This is a genomic window from Advenella mimigardefordensis DPN7, from assembly GCF_000521505.1.
GTDB lineage: Bacteria > Pseudomonadota > Gammaproteobacteria > Burkholderiales > Burkholderiaceae_B > Advenella > Advenella mimigardefordensis.
Genome location: NZ_CP003915.1, coordinates 2,443,341 through 2,458,658 on the forward strand (window position 1 = coordinate 2,443,341; position 15,318 = coordinate 2,458,658).

Here is a 15,318-nt window from a genome sequence, read left to right on the forward strand (position 1 = left end):
CATTATTCCCCCTGTATTGTACATGGATCAACCGATACGCGGGACGCGATATCCGCTTGGGCAATACGAAAGGGAACTGTATATAATCGTGTCTTCCGGTAATAACAATGACGACGATGAACAATCTGCCCTGGATCATTCTTACCCTGCTCGCCGCCTACCTGATTGGGTCGGTCTCATTCGCCATGGTGGCCAGCCGCCTGTTCGGCCTGCAGGACCCTCGCACTTTCGGTTCCGGCAATCCCGGCGCCACCAATATGCTGCGCACAGGTAACCGCAAGGCCGCCCTGCTCACCCTGCTGGGCGATGCTTTCAAGGGCTGGCTAGCGGTGGCCCTGGCCATCTATCTTGCTCCTCGCGCAGGCTTTACCGAGAGCACGATTGCATTGGTCGCCATCGCGGTTTTTCTCGGCCACATTTATTCGTTTTTTCTTAAATTCAAGGGTGGCAAAGGCGTCGCGACAGCAATCGGCGTTCTGTTCGCCCTGCAACCGTGGCTGGCCATTGCCACCATCGCTACATGGGTCATTATTGCGATTTTCTTTCGCTACTCATCCCTGGCCGCTCTGGTCGCTGCCGTTTTTGCACCGTTTTATTATTATCTTGGCGGCCGGGTCGCCTGGCCGTTTTCCATGCCCTGGTTTCTGGCCATCTGTTTCCTGAGCATTGTCCTGATCATCAAGCACAGGAAAAATATTCAAAATCTGCTGGCCGGCACGGAATCACGTATCGGCCAGAAAAAGAAAACCTGAGTCGCGCAACTCACACGCTGATATCGGCCAGATCCCAGCGGGGATGGACGGCGGCATTGTCCGGACGGCGCATTTTCTCTACCAGTCCGGCCTTAACCCGCTCGGCAGCAGCGTGAGCAATCATTGCTCCATTATCGGTGCAAAGCGCCAATGGCGGGAAAAACACTTCACCGTTACGTTTCTGCATTTGACGCGTCAGATAATCCCGCAACTGCCGGTTGGCGCCTACCCCCCCGGCCACTACCAGGCGGTTGCTGCCACTGGCCTTGACTGCCTTGATGGCCTTATAGCCCAGCACTTCCACAATCGCAGCCTGCACCGAAGCAGCCAGATCCTGTCTTTGCTGCTCAGTGAGCGGCCCTTGCTGTTCCAGCTTGCGCAGCGTAGTGAGAACCGCGGTTTTGAGGCCCGAGAAACTGAAATCCAGGTCGCCGCTATGCATCATGGGCCGAGGCAGATCATAGGCCGTCGGATCGCCCTTGTCAGCCAGGGCAGCCAGAGCCGGCCCGCCCGGATATGGCAGCCCCATCAGTTTGGCGGATTTGTCAAAGGCTTCGCCGGCCGCATCATCCAGGGTCTCGCCCAGTAACGCGTACTGGCCAATGGCCTTCACATGCATCAGCTGGGTGTGCCCGCCGGAAACCAGGAGCGCGACATAGGGGAAATCAGGCACCGCTTCGGCCAGCATCGGCGAGAGCAAGTGTCCCTCCAGATGATGGATTGGGATCGTGGGGATATTCAGACTCCATGCCAGGGATCGGGCAACCGAGGCGCCCACCAGTAACGCACCCGCCAGGCCAGGACCTGCCGTGTAAGCGACCGCATCGATGTCCTTGAGAGTCAGATCGGCGTGATGCAGCACTTCCCGCGTCAGCGGCAGAACACGCCGGATATGGTCGCGTGAAGCCAGCTCAGGCACTACGCCGCCGTAAGCCTGATGCATGGCAATCTGACTGTGCAGCGCGTGCGCCAGCAGACCCGATTCTGTACTGACCAGCGCAACGCCGGTCTCGTCACAGGAGCTTTCAATGCCAAGAATGATCATAAATTATCCGTTCGACGACGCTGATACGTGCCTGTAGCGCCGTGCTGGCGCAAGGCGAAGCCGCCGTCGGTGTGATTACATTGCCTTCATACAGGAAAGAATGTTGCAGATTAAAGACGATATCGGTGTATTTGCCGATAGGGCACGTTGTGCGCTCGTCATCAACTGTAAAGAATACGCTACAGTTGCAATTGTACATGTATCTGTTTATTAGGAGTTATGTTCATGCTGGAATCACTATTCAAGCTCAGGGAGCATGGCACGAATGCCCGTACGGAAATTCTTGCCGGTCTGACGACCTTTCTGACGATGTCTTACATCATATTCGTCAACCCCGACATTCTGGGCACGACGGGCATGGACAAAGGCGCGGTTTTCGTGGCAACCTGCCTGGCTGCGGCGCTGGGCTGCCTTATCATGGCTTTTCTGGCCAACTGGCCAATCGGCATGGCGCCGGGCATGGGGCTGAACGCCTTTTTTGCTTTCGGCGTGGTTGGCGCCATGGGCTATTCGTGGCAACAGGCGCTAGGCGCCGTTTTTGTTTCCGGCGTCATCTTTCTGATTCTCTCAGCTACCGGTGTACGCAAATGGCTGATCGAGGGGATTCCGAAATCGCTGCGCTCCGCCATCGTTGCCGGTATTGGTCTGTTCCTGGCACTGATTGCCCTCAAATCAGCCGGTATTGTGGTTGGTAACCAGGCCACACTTGTCGCGCAGGGTGACCTCAAATCGCCCACTGTCCTGCTGGCCATCCTGGGCTTCTTTATTATCGTGTGTCTGGACAGTCTGCGAGTAAAAGGCGCGATTCTGATCGGCATTCTTGCCGTTACCATTTTGTCGGCGCTGCTTGGCTATAGTGCTCCCATCACCGGCATCGTGTCTGCGCCGCCCAGCATTGCACCTACTTTTATGCAACTGGATATTGCTGGCGTTTTGAACGAGGGCTTCCTGCATATTATTCTGGTTTTCGTGCTGGTGGAAATCTTTGATGCAACCGGAACATTGATTGGTGTGGCACGACGAGCCAACCTGCTGCCTGAGGACAAACCCAATCGCCTGGGGCGCGCCCTGTTTGCCGATAGCACAGCCATTCTGGCCGGCTCTGCGCTGGGTACCAGCAGTACCACTGCATTTGTCGAAAGCGCGGCAGGCGTGCAGGCGGGTGGTCGCACCGGAATGACTGCACTGGTCGTGGGTGTGTTGTTTCTGCTGTGCCTGTTTTTCGCACCGCTGGCCAGCGTTGTGCCGTCTTATGCCACCGCCCCTGCCCTGCTTTATGTTGCGGGCCTGATGGTACGCGAGCTGGTTGAAGTGGAATGGAACGATATCACGAACGCCATACCGGCTGCGCTTACTGCCATTATCATGCCGTTTACCTACTCTATTGCAGAAGGGATTGCTTTCGGCTTTATCAGCTATGTGGTTATTAAAGTATTCACCGGACGTTTTCGTGAGATTCACATTGCGACATTCATCATTGCTCTGCTATTTGTTCTGCGCTTTGCGCTGGAATAATCGGCAATGACCTGTGGGCTTTCGGCGCCGCGCCTGACGTTTCTCTATGAAAATGGCAGCCGCGCCCCGCAAGCCAGGCAGATACCTGTCACGCCGCAGGCTGATTGCCTGCGGTTTTATTTTACGTTCAGGTTTATATCGTTAACAATTGAATTACACTTGTAGTTGATAGGCATTCATAATGAAAGCAATAAAAATATTCAACTAGTAATTCATGGTCGCCGCCCCTATATTCAATGAAGCACATCAGTCTGCTACTTAAACTGGAGAAAGAATTATGCCCATTACCGAACTGACCAAAGACACCTTCCAGCAAGCCATCAAAGAAGACAATACCCTGATTATTGACTTCTGGGCACCGTGGTGCGGTCCCTGCCGCCAGTTTGCCCCAACATTCGAGAAAGCTGCAGAAGCACATCCCGATATTGAATTTGCCAAGGTCAATACCGAAGAGCAGCAGGAACTGGCCGGTGCTCTGGGTATCCGTTCCATTCCAACATTAATGGTATTTCGCGAACGCGTGATGCTGTTCTCACAGGCAGGCGCACTCAGCCCAGGCCAGCTGGACGAATTGCTTGAAAAAGTCCAGGCTGTTGATATGGAAAAGGTTCATCAGGAAATTGCCACGGCAGAAGCCAAGGCCGCTGAAGAAAACGCCTGATCGCAGCGATGGTTTCAGGATGCGAAACAGATCGAATCAGGCCGTATGATCGCGTCAGGCCGTAGACCCAATGCAAGGCATTGCGCCTCATCAGTCTGGCTTGATTTGAGAACGGTTCGGCATCCTGGAGCTTGCCTGCCGTAGCGTTAGACCGGGCATCTGCCGTATCTATGGCTCACAGCAGGAACGCCATGCGATGCGTTACCGAATCAAGGGACAGTCCACTGTCCCTTTCCTTTTGTCTGATCGGTGTACAAGGCCTGCACCGCCTGCAGATCACTAACGGGAATGAGCAGTGTCCAGCTTACCCCCTCCGCGCCGAAACTTTCATCTGAAATAACGGCACCCGCCTGCGTTAAACGGGCTTTAACTCTTTCGGCATCAGAATAATTACATGTGCAATTGACGGTCGCTGAAGGCACGATGACCTGTTTGGGCGCGACATCCAGGCACTTGGCCGCACAACCACCATAGGCTCTTACCAGGCCACCGGTACCCAGTTTGGTACCGCCGAAGTAACGGATCACCAGAACCGCCACATCGGTGAGGCCTTTGCCTTCTATGGCCTGCAGAATCGGCCTGCCCGCCGTCCCGCCCGGCTCGCCATCATCATTGAAACGATAGCCCTCCGCGGTTTTATATGCCCAGCAATTATGCGTAGCCGTCGGATCGCCGACTTCAGAAAAAAAAGCCAGCGCCGCTGCCGCACTGGCTGCGGGCGCGGCGTGCGCAATGAAGCGGCTCTTTTTTATTTCTTCTTCAAAACTGCACGCGGCCGTCAGGGTTGACAATAAATCGGCCATCGGTTTGCCGCTATCCTACTGCTCGATACCACGCGAACTCAGGTAGTCGTCGTAACTGCCCTGATAGTCATTCAGTGTCCCGTCTGGCATGATCTCGATGATTCTTGTGGCCAGTCCGGAAACAAATTCCCGGTCATGGGAGACAAAAACCAGTGTGCCGGCATACTTTTCCAGCGCAAACTGCAATGACTCAATCGATTCCATGTCCAGGTGGTTGGTGGGCTCGTCCATCAGCAGAACATTATGGCGTCCCAGCATCAGCCGGCCGAATGTCATGCGATTTTTTTCTCCGCCAGACAGCACTGGTACGTCTTTCACAATGTCGTCTGCAGAAAACAGCAGGCGGCCCAGTACTGAACGTATGGCCTGGTCTTCGTCGCCCGGCTTGCGGTGCTCGCCCATCCAGTCAAATACATTGACATGCTTTTTGAAGTCTTCGGACACATCCTGCGGCATATAACCGATATCGGCATTCTCGGACCATTTGACTGAGCCGCTATCCGGTTCCAGATCCTGAGCGAACAACCGCAACAGGGTCGTTTTACCGACACCATTAGCACCAATAATGGCAATTTTCTGCCCCGCCTCTACCATTGCAGAAAACGAGGTAATGACCGGTTTGTCATACGCCTTGCTCACTTTGTCCAGCGTAACGGCCAGACGATGTAGTGGTTTAGTCTGTTCAAAGCGAATATAGGGGTTCTGGCGTGAAGACGGCTTGACTTCAACCGCATCTGCCTTGATACGGTCAATCTGCTTTAGACGCGAAGTGGCCTGGCGGGATTTTGATTTATTGGCAGCGAACCTGCGGACGAAATCCTGCAATTCGGCAACCCGTTCCTTGGCTTTGGCATTATCGGCAACCAGACGCTGGCGAGCCTGCGTTGAAGCCAGCATGTAATCATCATAGTTACCGGGATACAAACGAATTTCACCATAGTCCAGATCGGCCATATGCGTACAAACCTGATTCAGAAAATGCCGGTCGTGACTGATAATAATCATGGTGCTTTGGTAACCATTAAGCACTTGCTCAAGCCAGCGGATGGTATTGATATCCAGGTTATTGGTGGGCTCATCCAGCAACAACACGTCAGGATTGGAAAACAGCGCCTGGGCCAGCAATACCCGCAGCTTCCAGCCGGGCGCAATCTCGCTCATAGCCTGATTATGCTGTTCTACCGGAATCTCCAGGCCAAGCAGCAATTCCCCGGCGCGCGCTTCAGCCGTATAGCCATCATATTCGGCAAACTTGGCTTCGAGCTCAGCCGCGCGCATATAGTCGTCATCGGTCGCTTCCAGATTGGCATAAATGGCATCACGTTCGTGCATGGCTTGCCACATTTCAACATGCCCCATCATGACCACGTCCAGCACCCGCATATCTTCGAAGGCAAACTGATCCTGGCGCAATTTACCCAGGCGCACACCGGGATCCAGCGCTACATTACCCGACGTAGCCTCCAGATCTCCGCCAATGATTTTCATGAATGTGGACTTGCCGGAGCCGTTCGCACCAATCAGGCCGTAGCGATTGCCTCCTCCAAACTTGACACTGACGTTCTCGAAAAGAGGCTTGGGACCGAATTGAATGGTTAAGTTAGCAGTAGAAATCACGACTGTATTAGATGCCTTGAATGGGGGTTATAAAAAATGCCAAACGCGTTCGTAACAGCAGAACGCGTTGTTCATATCCTGATGCACCGCCTATTGCAGTGCCTGCGACCATCAATGTTAATGATGGTCGTGATGGTGATCGTCAATGACCAGATAAGCCATGTCTGCCTCGGTGGCCAGACCGACCTTTTTACCAATCGGCAGCGTGACACGCACGTCGCCATGGCCATAAGGCAGGCCGCCCACGACGGGCAGGCCGGTATTGGCGCGCAGCCAGCGCACGACCTCTGGCATATCGAAGCCCTTGTCCTGAGCACTTAGCTTGTACTCGGTAAAATGCCCCAGCACGATTGCCCTTTGCCGGGCAAACACGCCAGCGTGCAGCAGCTGTGTGAGCATACGCTCTACTCTGAATGGATATTCACCTACATCTTCAAGAAACAGAATGCCATTCTTGATTTTGGGAAAATAAGGTGTGCCCACAAGGGATGCAACCATGGCCAGATTGCCTCCCCACAATGTACCGCGTGTATCGACGGCATCCGAACCTTCAGACTCGAAACTGAGAATTTCCAGCTCACCATGCATGACTTCCAGAAAGATGTCATAGGTGAGTTCGTCTACCGTTTCCCTGCCAAAATCCAGCATATTGGGACCGGTATAGCTGCTCATGCCGGTTTTTGCCAGCAGGGCCAGATTGAAGGCGGTAAAGTCGCTGAAACCGACATAACGCTTGGGATTACGCTCCAGCAGCTTCCAGTCTATACGGTGCAGGATTCGGCTTAGCCCATAGCCGCCGCGCGTGGGCATGACAATATCGCTGGCGTGCTTTGCCGCGCGGGCGATGGCAGCAATCCTGCCGTCATCATCGCCGCCAAATCGCATGTCCCGGGACAATGCGTTCTTGTCGACAATCACTTTGACTTTGGATTTTTTCAGGTTTCTGACAGCGCGCTTCAGCAGTTCAGGATCCTGTACATACCCCGACGGCGATATCGTATAAACCTGCAATTTATTGGCGTAACTTGCCGGCTGATACGCAACATCATCGGCCTCATCGAACAGAATCTGTGCATCATTCAACTGTTCTTTAATACTTTCCTTTTTACCACTGGAAAAAGCATTGTTCATGGTGAGGATTTCCTGCGTTCCTGAAAAAAGCGGCGAAGCAACTGGCCGCACTCTGTTTTCAACACACCCGACACAATGACGGTGTGATGATTAATCTGTTTGTTGTCCTGCACCGCCATCACGCTGCCGCAGGCGCCGGTTTTCGGGTCTGCTGCGCCATATACCACCCTGCTTACTCTGGCATGCGTGATGGCGCCCATACACATGATGCACGGTTCCAGCGTAACGTACAGCGTAATACCGGGAAGGCGGTAATTGTCCAGACTGCGGGCAGACTGACGCAGAGCCATAATTTCGGCATGCGCAGTAGGATCGTGGTCTATGATCGTCCTATTGTACCCTTTTCCCAGTACATTCCCTGAAGAATCGACGGCTACTGCACCAACCGGCACCTCACCCAGCGCATAGGCAAGTTGAGCCTGCTCCAGCGCCAGCGCCATAAACCGGGCATGATTCAACAGTGTGGTTTGCATATTTTCGCAACAGTGGCGGCAATAATCAACATGGGGGTATTTTATCCGGGTACGGGCACAAACGTGAAGCAAAATCAGCCAGATGCTTCGATAAAGCCGTAAATCCGGCTTAAATACACCTCGCACCGCATCAGCCACAATAACATACACGGGGCGGCAAGAATGCAGGCCGGTGTTGCTCCTGCATACCTGTCAGCCTGCCTGCCGTCGAACTGCCTGCTCCGGCCCCCCCCGACTGAATCAAAGGCCGTCAGCCGCGACGGGCTGGCGCGGCCGGGCTACCAGCGATGGGTATAGCTCACATTCAGCACAGCACCGGCTGCCGGCAGTCGGCTGGTGTTGTTGCTATTGCGCATCAACTGGCTGTACAAGGGATAGTAATGGCGATTCAGCAGGTTCTGCACGCCGAATGTCACTTTGTTTTTATCATCAATTGTCCAGCGACTGATCAAATCGACGGTTGTATAGCCCGAGGTCTCCCAACGGCCAAAACTGGTTTTTTCATCGAGTCGATAGTCTTTGGACGCAAAATACGTAGCCTGAATCCGATGGCTCCATTTTTCCGACGGCGTGTATTCAACATAAGCAGTCAGTTTCAACGGGGGAATACGATACCCAGTCATATTCTGATAGCTGTCCTGGCCTTCCGGCTTTTCCTCGCCTTTCATCCAGGTGAACGTACCGCCCAATGCCCATTGATTATCGTCACTGAAATAATCCAGCCCGCCTTCGATCCCATAGATACGCTCTTTGGTTCGCAGCAATGTCAGGCCATTATTGAAGCTTTGCAGCGCGCCCAGATCTGATTTCGAATGAAATACGGTCAGATTGGCCGCAACATTGGAAAAGGTGCCACGCCAGCCCAGCTCAAACGTATCGGTTTTTACCGGTTCCAGATTTGACGCGCCGAAATTAAAGGCAGGCGTCGCGTTGCGCACCTGCACGCCCACATCAGGAAGTTCAAACCCCTGGCTGAAGGACGCATAGATCTCCTGGCCCTTGACCGGTGTATACACCACACCGGCGTTATAACTCCAGGCACCATAGTGAACGGTTCCACCGGACACCTGCCCCGGATTGGCAACACGCGATTGCGACAAGGGGGTAAAGTCATCAAAATAGACACTGGCCCGATCATAACGCGCCCCACCCTGCACAGCCCAGTGTTCGTTAAAGCGATGTTCAAGCTGGGCAAACGCACCGATACTGCGGGTTGTGATGGGCGGCATGTAGGTCAGCGAGCCGATTTTGCGAAAGTGCAGACCGCCGCTACGGTCGTATTCGTTGGGATCGAATACGTCCAGTGGCATTTCACTGCGTTCCTCATTGAAATCCGCCCCCCAGGTAAGCTGGGTATTTTTATCGGCCGTCAAGGGCGTCCTGACCGTCAGGCGGCCTCCGAAGACGCTGGTTTTTTGTGTAACCTGATCCACGTTGGCGCCCCGCACAGATACGGCGCGGGCATCAAACGGCGCGAAGCGCGTAAAGAAATCGCGATAGTAAATTTGTGCTGCCAATGTACTTCCCGCAATATCGCGGTTCTGATAGTCCAGACTCACCAGCGTATTGCGGATGCGATTCTGCTCATCCAGCTCCAGGCCCCGAATGCTGCGCGCAGCGGTACTGCCGGCCGCCTGCCGGGCAACACTGGGATCGGATGCATAGTCTGTATCCTGTTTTGCGTCATAATGGCTCAGAGACAACTGCAGGCGTTGCTTTTCATCAATTTTCAGCCCTACCTTGCCCGATATATTGTAGACATTTGAATCAAAAAGGTCGCCCTGGCTGGGTTCGGGTGCCAGGCGCGCGCCGCGTGCATCGTATGATCCGCCGGTATGACTGGCACCCAGGCTCAGCGAGTAATCGATTTTGTCATTCCCGCCGGAAAAATAATGTTGCACACCACCGCCCAGACCGGCGGCGCGCAGGCGGGACAGCGGCGTGGTTGCGGACACAGTCGTTTCGGCCCGCGGCTCGCCGTCGAATTGTCTGGTACGGATGGAGACAATACCGCCGGCCGCACCACTACCGTAGATGGCGCTACTGCCACGCAATACTTCAATTTCCTCAATATCCGCAGGATTAATATTGGCAAGATTGCGCGACGAATCACGATTGGTATTCAGGGGAATACCATCAACCAGAATCAGCATATTGCGACCACGCAGGGTTTGCCCATAATCGGTAATGGTATGGCTTGAATCCGCCATGCCCGGAAGCACTTTACTTAACACGGTGGCCACACTATCGGATCCGGCACGCAAGGTATCCAGTTGCTCACGCTCAATAACGGCGATTTGCCGGGTGGGCGACATCAAATCACTTTGCGTACGTGCTATCACGTTAATGGCAGACAGTTCGGTAACCGGCGCCGTATCCGCTGTCATTACAGGCGTTGCAGTTGTGGCCTTAACAGGTGCCACATTGGTATCCAGTGTGTAGTTACCTTCACCGACCTTGCGGATGCGCAGGCCGGTCCCTGCCAGCAGTTGCTCAAAACCGCTATTCACAGAATGCTGGCCACTCAGGCCCTGCGTTTTCAGGCCACGCGTGGCGTTCATATCGATGCTCAGATTAACCCCGGCCTGCCCGGCAAAACGCAACAGCGCGGGTCCCAGCTCCCCGGCGGCAATATTATAGGTGGTATGGGCCTGTACCGAGCCCGACTCTACGGCCCAGGCGGGGGTAACTGCCAGGCCAGCGCCCAGGCTCAGAGCAGGCAGCGCACCCAGCACCGCGGTGGAGATTCGGCTGTGCAAGCCACGTGAAGCGTCCGGCAATTTGCTATCTGAAAATAATTCAGCCATGAAGAAAAGTTCCTGTCACAAAGTCAGTCAATTGAAGTTCTTATAGACATGACAGGCGAGACATAAAAACAGGACAACAAAATTGAAATTTTTTATTGCCCGCAAAAACCATCGCTATTTTGCAGCGACAGTGACCCAGTAACGGGTGCGGGACCGGATCTGCACCGGCAGGGTCTGAGCAAGCGCCTGTAGAATGCGATCCGTATTGTTCAATTGGAACGCGCCGGATACGGAGATGTTGGCCACAGATGGATCACAGCGCAGTATACCCGGACGATAGCGCCCAAGTTCAGCCACAAAATCGGCCAGTTTCATCTGCTCTGCATAAAGCACGCCCTGCACCCATTGCCCGGCACCGGGTGCTGCAGGCGCGCTGGCGCTAATAATATCTGTGCTGAAATCCACTTGCTGGCCGGCCGATACTATACGCGTGTCAGACGAACGCAGGGGTTGCACCCGAACCGCCCCCTCCAGCACGGTCAGGCGCGTACGGTCAGGCAAACAGCGCACGACAAACTGCGTGCCTAATGCCTGCAGGCTGCCTTGCTGCGTTTTAACGACAAAGGGACGATCCGCTGCCCCTGCACCATGCGCGGTCTGGATATGGATTTGTCCGGAACGTTGCAGCACCACTCGCTCGGTGGCATCAAAAGCAACGTCTACCGCACTGGACGTATCAAGAGTTAACTGGCTGCCGTCTGCCAGCATCAGGTCGCGGCGCTCGCCGGTGCCAGTGCGGTATTGGGCCGTGAGCATATCCCATGGGGCCGCCCGGTAACCCAGCCACATTGCCGACGGCGCGGTAATGGCGACGGCAACCGACTTCATCAACATGCGACGATTATGGGATACGCGAGGCCGGTTCAATACAGGCATCGCCAGCGGTGCCGGCACAGAATCGAATTGTTGATTCAGCCTCTCTACGCTCTCCCAGATCCGTTGATGTTCGGGACTTTGTCCGCGCCAGCGGGCGCAACGCTGTGCATCTGCCTCATTGAAATGCCCTGAATGCATCAGCACGAGCAACTTGACTGCCTCGTCTACCAATTGCGCTTGCTGCGACTGCGCCGCGCCCGACGTATTCACGCCGCTTGCGCCAGCATCAGCATGAGACATTGCCTGAAGCCCTGTGCCATATAACGTGTGACCGTACGCACACTGACATCCAGTTGAGCAGCAATTTGTTCGTAGCTCAGCCCCTCGAGCTGACTCAGCAGAAATGCAGTACGCACACGCGCAGGTAAGGCATCCAGCAACGCGTCCAGCTCCTGTAGCGTCTCCAGAAGCATCGCCCGCTCTTCCAGGGAAGGCGCGTGCTGAGGAGGCAGCAGCAGTAAAGATGCCTCGTAGGCGCGCTCCAGAGACTGCCGTTCATAAAAATTGATCAACAGCCGCCTGGCGACCGTCGTGAGGTAGGCACGCGGCTCATTCATTACCGGAATAGCATCCTGTCGATATCCGGCCAATACCCGCGTAAATGTGTCATGGGCAAGATCAGCAGCATCAAAACGATTACCCAGTTTTCTATGCAGCCATTGGTACAGCCATCCATGATGATCCTGATAAAGGATATGGATTTCCTGCTGCAAAGCTGACTGACCTGCGCTCATGAGCCCTCTTTTTCGGAAAATTCCGCTACGCTATAAAAAACAATGATAATGACATTTGTTCTCATTATATATAACAAATAAAGATTATTACCGGCCAAATGAGTGTAATCAACACAGAAAACATCAGGCGCGTTGCACTCACTGCATTGCCGGGATGCCTGGGAAGTTGTATTCTGCGGCCCCTGATGAACAGGCAGGCATCGAATATTAGCTATGGTGCACTTCTTACTTGAATTAAGGGTAAACCCGTAGTAACATACTTTGCATGCAAACTAATTCTCCCAATAACCAACATTCCACGCAGGAACCGTTTCAGGCACGTAGCCGCTTTGGTTTTCTGCTTGGCAGCGTTTACAGACAGTGGCGTCGCGAGATCGATTTGAATTTCAAAGATCTGGGACTATCGGATGCCACGCGCATGCCGCTGCTGGTGCTGTACGTGCAGGACACCGCCCTGCGCCAGAAAGATCTGGCGCAGGCACTGTTTCTGGACTCGTCATCGCTAGTGCGCGTGCTGGCGCAATTGCACAAGGCGCAATTGGTGCAATGGGACAACGACCCGGCCGACCGTCGCACCAAGTGCATTGCCCTTACCCCCGCTGGTCGTGAAGTAGCAGCCTTGATCCTGAAGAAAAGTATGGAAATCGAGCAATCGATCCTTGCCGAGCTCTCTGCAAATGATATACAGGTTACCCGCCTGGCCCTGGAAAAAATCTCGGCGAGACTGGCGTCTCGACAAAAATAGACAAATAGACAAATGACGCAGCACTTGCCCTCCTCTCGCGATGCCCTGTTCTGCGCCAGAAAACTTACGGTTGAAAAATGAAATTAAAAGTATCGCCCTTTGCCTGGGTGAGTTTTGCCATGATCGTCGGCGTGATGGGCACTGCACTCATCAGTCCTCTTTACGCGCTCTATAAGGAGACCTGGCAACTGCAAACGAGCGATATATCGCTTATCTACGTTATGTATATGGGTGGTGCACTTTGCGGCTTGCTGTTCCTGGGGCGTCTGCCTGATCGCGTGGGTTTTCGACCGATGATGCAACTGGGCCTGACGCTGGTTCTGCTCGGGACCGCCATCAGCATGCTCGCATGGGACATTGCCAGCCTGAATATCGGGCGCTTTCTCGTGGGAGTGGCGTCAAGCATGGTAACCACCAGCGCAACCATGGGACTGTCCAAATTATCCAGCCACGGCAGCGTACAACGCGTGGCCATGATGACCGGCTTTTTAATGGCGTTTGGCTTTGGCCTGGGACCATTGGTAGGCGGTATTATCGGGCAATGGGTGCCGTCGCCCTTAACCTTCGCCTACGTTCCAACCCTGATTCTGGGCACCCTGGGTCTCACCGTACTGTGCTGCCTGCGTCTGCCTGAAACAAGTAAACCCAAGGCCACGCCCCGTCTGACCCTGCGCGATATTCTGCCTAAACTGGTCTGGCCCGATGCAAGTGCTTCCGGCGCATTTGTGCTCACCTGTTGCCTGCCATTTCTTGCATTTGGTGTTTTTGGCCTATATGCCTCTATGGCCCCGCTGTTTCTGGGCAAACTGGTGCCCTGGGACGGGCCGGTAGTCAGCGGCACTGCTATTGCATTGATTCTATTTGCTTCGGCAGCCGTGCAAGTGATTGCCGGGCGGATGCCTATTCACTGGTGCGGCGCGTCAGGCACCATCGCCCTGGTGCTGAGCAATGCCATTCTGATTCTTAACTTGCGGGCCAGCTCTGCCACGTTATTTGCTCTGGGCGTCTTATTGACAGCCGTGGGGCACGGCATGACCATGCTCGCCGGCATGAGTATGATTACCCGTCTGGCCGGGCCGGGCAACCGCTCAGGCTTACTGGCTACCTATCTGGTTGCCGGGTATGTCGGCAGCATGATTCCCATGATGGGCATCGGCTGGATTGCCGATCATTGGGGCATTGAAATCGCCATTTATTCGTTCTGCACCATGGTCATTGCGATTGGCTTACCGGTGGCGGTGCTATTTCAACGCCATCCGCGCATTCGGCCTGCCATCACGCAGCCCTCACTGCAAGAAGCGAAAAATAAATAAAATAAAAGCTAAAAGCCTGAAATCGAGGCTATATCGTTTATGCCGGGGGCGGATCAGGTACGCCCTGCTCAAGCAGCGATCGGTGAAGCATCGCTGCTTGAGCAACTGCCTATACAAGTTATTAGCGAGAATTTATTCGACACGCTTCCATTGGATATGGCGAGTCGACTCCGTATCTGCATTCAATTGCGAGAAGCTTTCGAATACGGCGCCATCTGGCTTGACCAGAAAACTATGAACGCCTGACACGCCATACTCTGCAGGCCAGGTTGGTGTCCAACTTGGGGGGTCAGTTCAATGACGCGGGCCTGAAGGTACTTTAGATTTTCTTCACAAACTCCGACTTCAGACTCATTGCCCCGAAGCCGTCGATTTTACAGTCAATGTCATGATCGCCATCGACCAGACGGATATTCTTAACCTTGGTTCCGACCTTGACAACCCCGCCTGAACCCTTGAGTTTCAGATCCTTGATAACGGTAACGCTATCGCCATCCTGCAACACGTTGCCGACGGAGTCGCGGTGAACACGTTCATCGGACTCGGCCACGACCTCGCCCTGAACCGGCCATTCGTGACCGCATTCGGGGCAGATGTAAAGACCGCTACCATCTTCATAGGTCAGGCTGGACTGGCATTGGGAACAGGGAGGTAAAGTAGTCATATCAAAAAATCCTGGAAACGTACTATCGACCGGCTGAAAAATCAGGCAAGGTCATAGAATAATAATCTAACCGCTAGGCGATCTCCCGGGGGATCATACCAGATTCATGCATATGCTGAAGCATGCGCTTGTCATCGATACTCATTGCATCGCTGTCGGGAAGTAGCACGGACAATAATCAC

At 54.2% G+C, this 15,318-nt stretch carries 14 protein-coding genes and 1 pseudogene; 5 read left to right on the forward strand and 10 right to left on the reverse strand.

The annotated features are described in order from the left end of the window. The first annotated feature begins 116 nt into the window (after positions 1–116). Positions 117–752 carry a glycerol-3-phosphate 1-O-acyltransferase PlsY gene (plsY, locus tag MIM_RS11245; RefSeq protein WP_025372857.1) on the forward strand — a complete coding sequence of 212 codons (636 nt, stop codon included), beginning with the start codon at positions 117–119 and terminating at the stop codon, positions 750–752. A gap of 10 nt (positions 753–762) precedes the next feature. Here plsY and tsaD read toward each other — a convergent pair whose 3' ends face one another. Further along, entirely contained in the window at positions 763–1,797 is a 1,035-nt protein-coding gene (gene tsaD, locus MIM_RS11250) for a tRNA (adenosine(37)-N6)-threonylcarbamoyltransferase complex transferase subunit TsaD (RefSeq protein WP_025372858.1), read from the reverse strand. 225 nt (positions 1,798–2,022) lie between these two features. Between tsaD and MIM_RS11255 the strand changes: the two genes are divergently transcribed. Further along, the gene (locus MIM_RS11255) at positions 2,023–3,312 is read left to right on the forward strand and encodes an NCS2 family permease (protein WP_025372859.1); all 1,290 of its coding nucleotides are present in this window, start codon (positions 2,023–2,025) and stop codon (positions 3,310–3,312) included. A 277-nt stretch (positions 3,313–3,589) separates the two neighbouring features. Beyond that, on the forward strand, positions 3,590–3,973 hold the full coding sequence (gene trxA / locus MIM_RS11260; RefSeq protein WP_025372860.1) for a thioredoxin: 384 nt from the start codon (positions 3,590–3,592) through the stop codon (positions 3,971–3,973). Between the two features lie 209 nt (positions 3,974–4,182). Here the strand turns inward: trxA and MIM_RS11265 are convergent, their stop codons facing one another. The 7 genes from MIM_RS11265 to MIM_RS11295 all read right to left on the reverse strand — a co-directional run bounded on the left by MIM_RS11265 (position 4,183) and on the right by MIM_RS11295 (position 12,414). Beyond that, entirely contained in the window at positions 4,183–4,776 is a 594-nt protein-coding gene (locus MIM_RS11265; protein ID WP_025372861.1) for an IMPACT family protein, read from the reverse strand. Positions 4,777–4,791: 15 nt separating this feature from the next. Continuing rightward, entirely contained in the window at positions 4,792–6,393 is a 1,602-nt protein-coding gene (locus MIM_RS11270) for an ABC-F family ATPase (protein WP_025372862.1), read from the reverse strand. Between the two features lie 117 nt (positions 6,394–6,510). Beyond that, positions 6,511–7,524 (reverse strand): LD-carboxypeptidase, encoded by a 1,014-nt coding sequence (locus tag MIM_RS11275; protein WP_025372863.1) that lies wholly within the window; start codon positions 7,522–7,524, stop codon positions 6,511–6,513. Continuing rightward, positions 7,521–7,997 (reverse strand): tRNA adenosine(34) deaminase TadA, encoded by a 477-nt coding sequence (gene tadA, locus MIM_RS11280; protein WP_042070244.1) that lies wholly within the window; start codon positions 7,995–7,997, stop codon positions 7,521–7,523. Before tadA ends, MIM_RS11275 begins: the two co-directional genes overlap by 4 nt. A 278-nt stretch (positions 7,998–8,275) precedes the next feature. Continuing rightward, on the reverse strand, positions 8,276–10,804 hold the full coding sequence (locus MIM_RS11285) for a TonB-dependent siderophore receptor (protein WP_025372865.1): 2,529 nt from the start codon (positions 10,802–10,804) through the stop codon (positions 8,276–8,278). A 114-nt stretch (positions 10,805–10,918) separates the two neighbouring features. Continuing rightward, positions 10,919–11,920, reverse strand: a complete 1,002-nt coding sequence (locus MIM_RS11290) for a FecR domain-containing protein (RefSeq protein ID WP_025372866.1) — start codon at positions 11,918–11,920, stop codon at positions 10,919–10,921. Continuing rightward, entirely contained in the window at positions 11,887–12,414 is a 528-nt protein-coding gene (locus tag MIM_RS11295) for a sigma-70 family RNA polymerase sigma factor (RefSeq protein ID WP_025372867.1), read from the reverse strand. The genes MIM_RS11290 and MIM_RS11295 overlap by 34 nt, the downstream gene beginning before the upstream one ends. A gap of 265 nt (positions 12,415–12,679) precedes the next feature. On the opposite strand from MIM_RS11295, the gene MIM_RS11300 reads away from it, so the two are divergent. Together MIM_RS11300 and MIM_RS11305 are read left to right on the forward strand one after the other, a co-directional pair. Then, positions 12,680–13,159, forward strand: a complete 480-nt coding sequence (locus tag MIM_RS11300; protein WP_025372868.1) for a MarR family winged helix-turn-helix transcriptional regulator — start codon at positions 12,680–12,682, stop codon at positions 13,157–13,159. A 77-nt stretch (positions 13,160–13,236) separates the two neighbouring features. Beyond that, the gene (locus MIM_RS11305) at positions 13,237–14,472 is read left to right on the forward strand and encodes an MFS transporter (protein ID WP_025372869.1); all 1,236 of its coding nucleotides are present in this window, start codon (positions 13,237–13,239) and stop codon (positions 14,470–14,472) included. Positions 14,473–14,604: 132 nt separating this feature from the next. Here the strand turns inward: MIM_RS11305 and MIM_RS23665 are convergent. Both MIM_RS23665 and MIM_RS11315 read right to left on the reverse strand, forming a co-directional pair. Next, positions 14,605–14,733 (reverse strand): annotated as a pseudogene (locus tag MIM_RS23665) (hypothetical protein); the annotation flags it as partial. A gap of 58 nt (positions 14,734–14,791) precedes the next feature. Beyond that, entirely contained in the window at positions 14,792–15,136 is a 345-nt protein-coding gene (locus MIM_RS11315) for a zinc ribbon domain-containing protein YjdM (protein WP_025372871.1), read from the reverse strand. Between the last annotated feature and the right edge of the window lie 182 nt (positions 15,137–15,318).

Coding starts and splice junctions, on each gene's coding strand:
- plsY (WP_025372857.1), top strand. CDS start 117: ATGAACAATCTGCCCTGGATCATTCTTACCCTGCTCGCCGCCTACCTG.
- tsaD (WP_025372858.1), bottom strand. CDS start 1,797: ATGATCATTCTTGGCATTGAAAGCTCCTGTGACGAGACCGGCGTTGCG.
- MIM_RS11255 (WP_025372859.1), top strand. CDS start 2,023: ATGCTGGAATCACTATTCAAGCTCAGGGAGCATGGCACGAATGCCCGT.
- trxA (WP_025372860.1), top strand. CDS start 3,590: ATGCCCATTACCGAACTGACCAAAGACACCTTCCAGCAAGCCATCAAA.
- MIM_RS11265 (WP_025372861.1), bottom strand. CDS start 4,776: ATGGCCGATTTATTGTCAACCCTGACGGCCGCGTGCAGTTTTGAAGAA.
- MIM_RS11275 (WP_025372863.1), bottom strand. CDS start 7,524: ATGAACAATGCTTTTTCCAGTGGTAAAAAGGAAAGTATTAAAGAACAG.
- tadA (WP_042070244.1), bottom strand. CDS start 7,997: ATGCAAACCACACTGTTGAATCATGCCCGGTTTATGGCGCTGGCGCTG.
- MIM_RS11285 (WP_025372865.1), bottom strand. CDS start 10,804: ATGGCTGAATTATTTTCAGATAGCAAATTGCCGGACGCTTCACGTGGC.
- MIM_RS11290 (WP_025372866.1), bottom strand. CDS start 11,920: ATGTCTCATGCTGATGCTGGCGCAAGCGGCGTGAATACGTCGGGCGCG.
- MIM_RS11295 (WP_025372867.1), bottom strand. CDS start 12,414: ATGAGCGCAGGTCAGTCAGCTTTGCAGCAGGAAATCCATATCCTTTAT.
- MIM_RS11300 (WP_025372868.1), top strand. CDS start 12,680: ATGCAAACTAATTCTCCCAATAACCAACATTCCACGCAGGAACCGTTT.
- MIM_RS11305 (WP_025372869.1), top strand. CDS start 13,237: ATGAAATTAAAAGTATCGCCCTTTGCCTGGGTGAGTTTTGCCATGATC.
- MIM_RS11315 (WP_025372871.1), bottom strand. CDS start 15,136: ATGACTACTTTACCTCCCTGTTCCCAATGCCAGTCCAGCCTGACCTAT.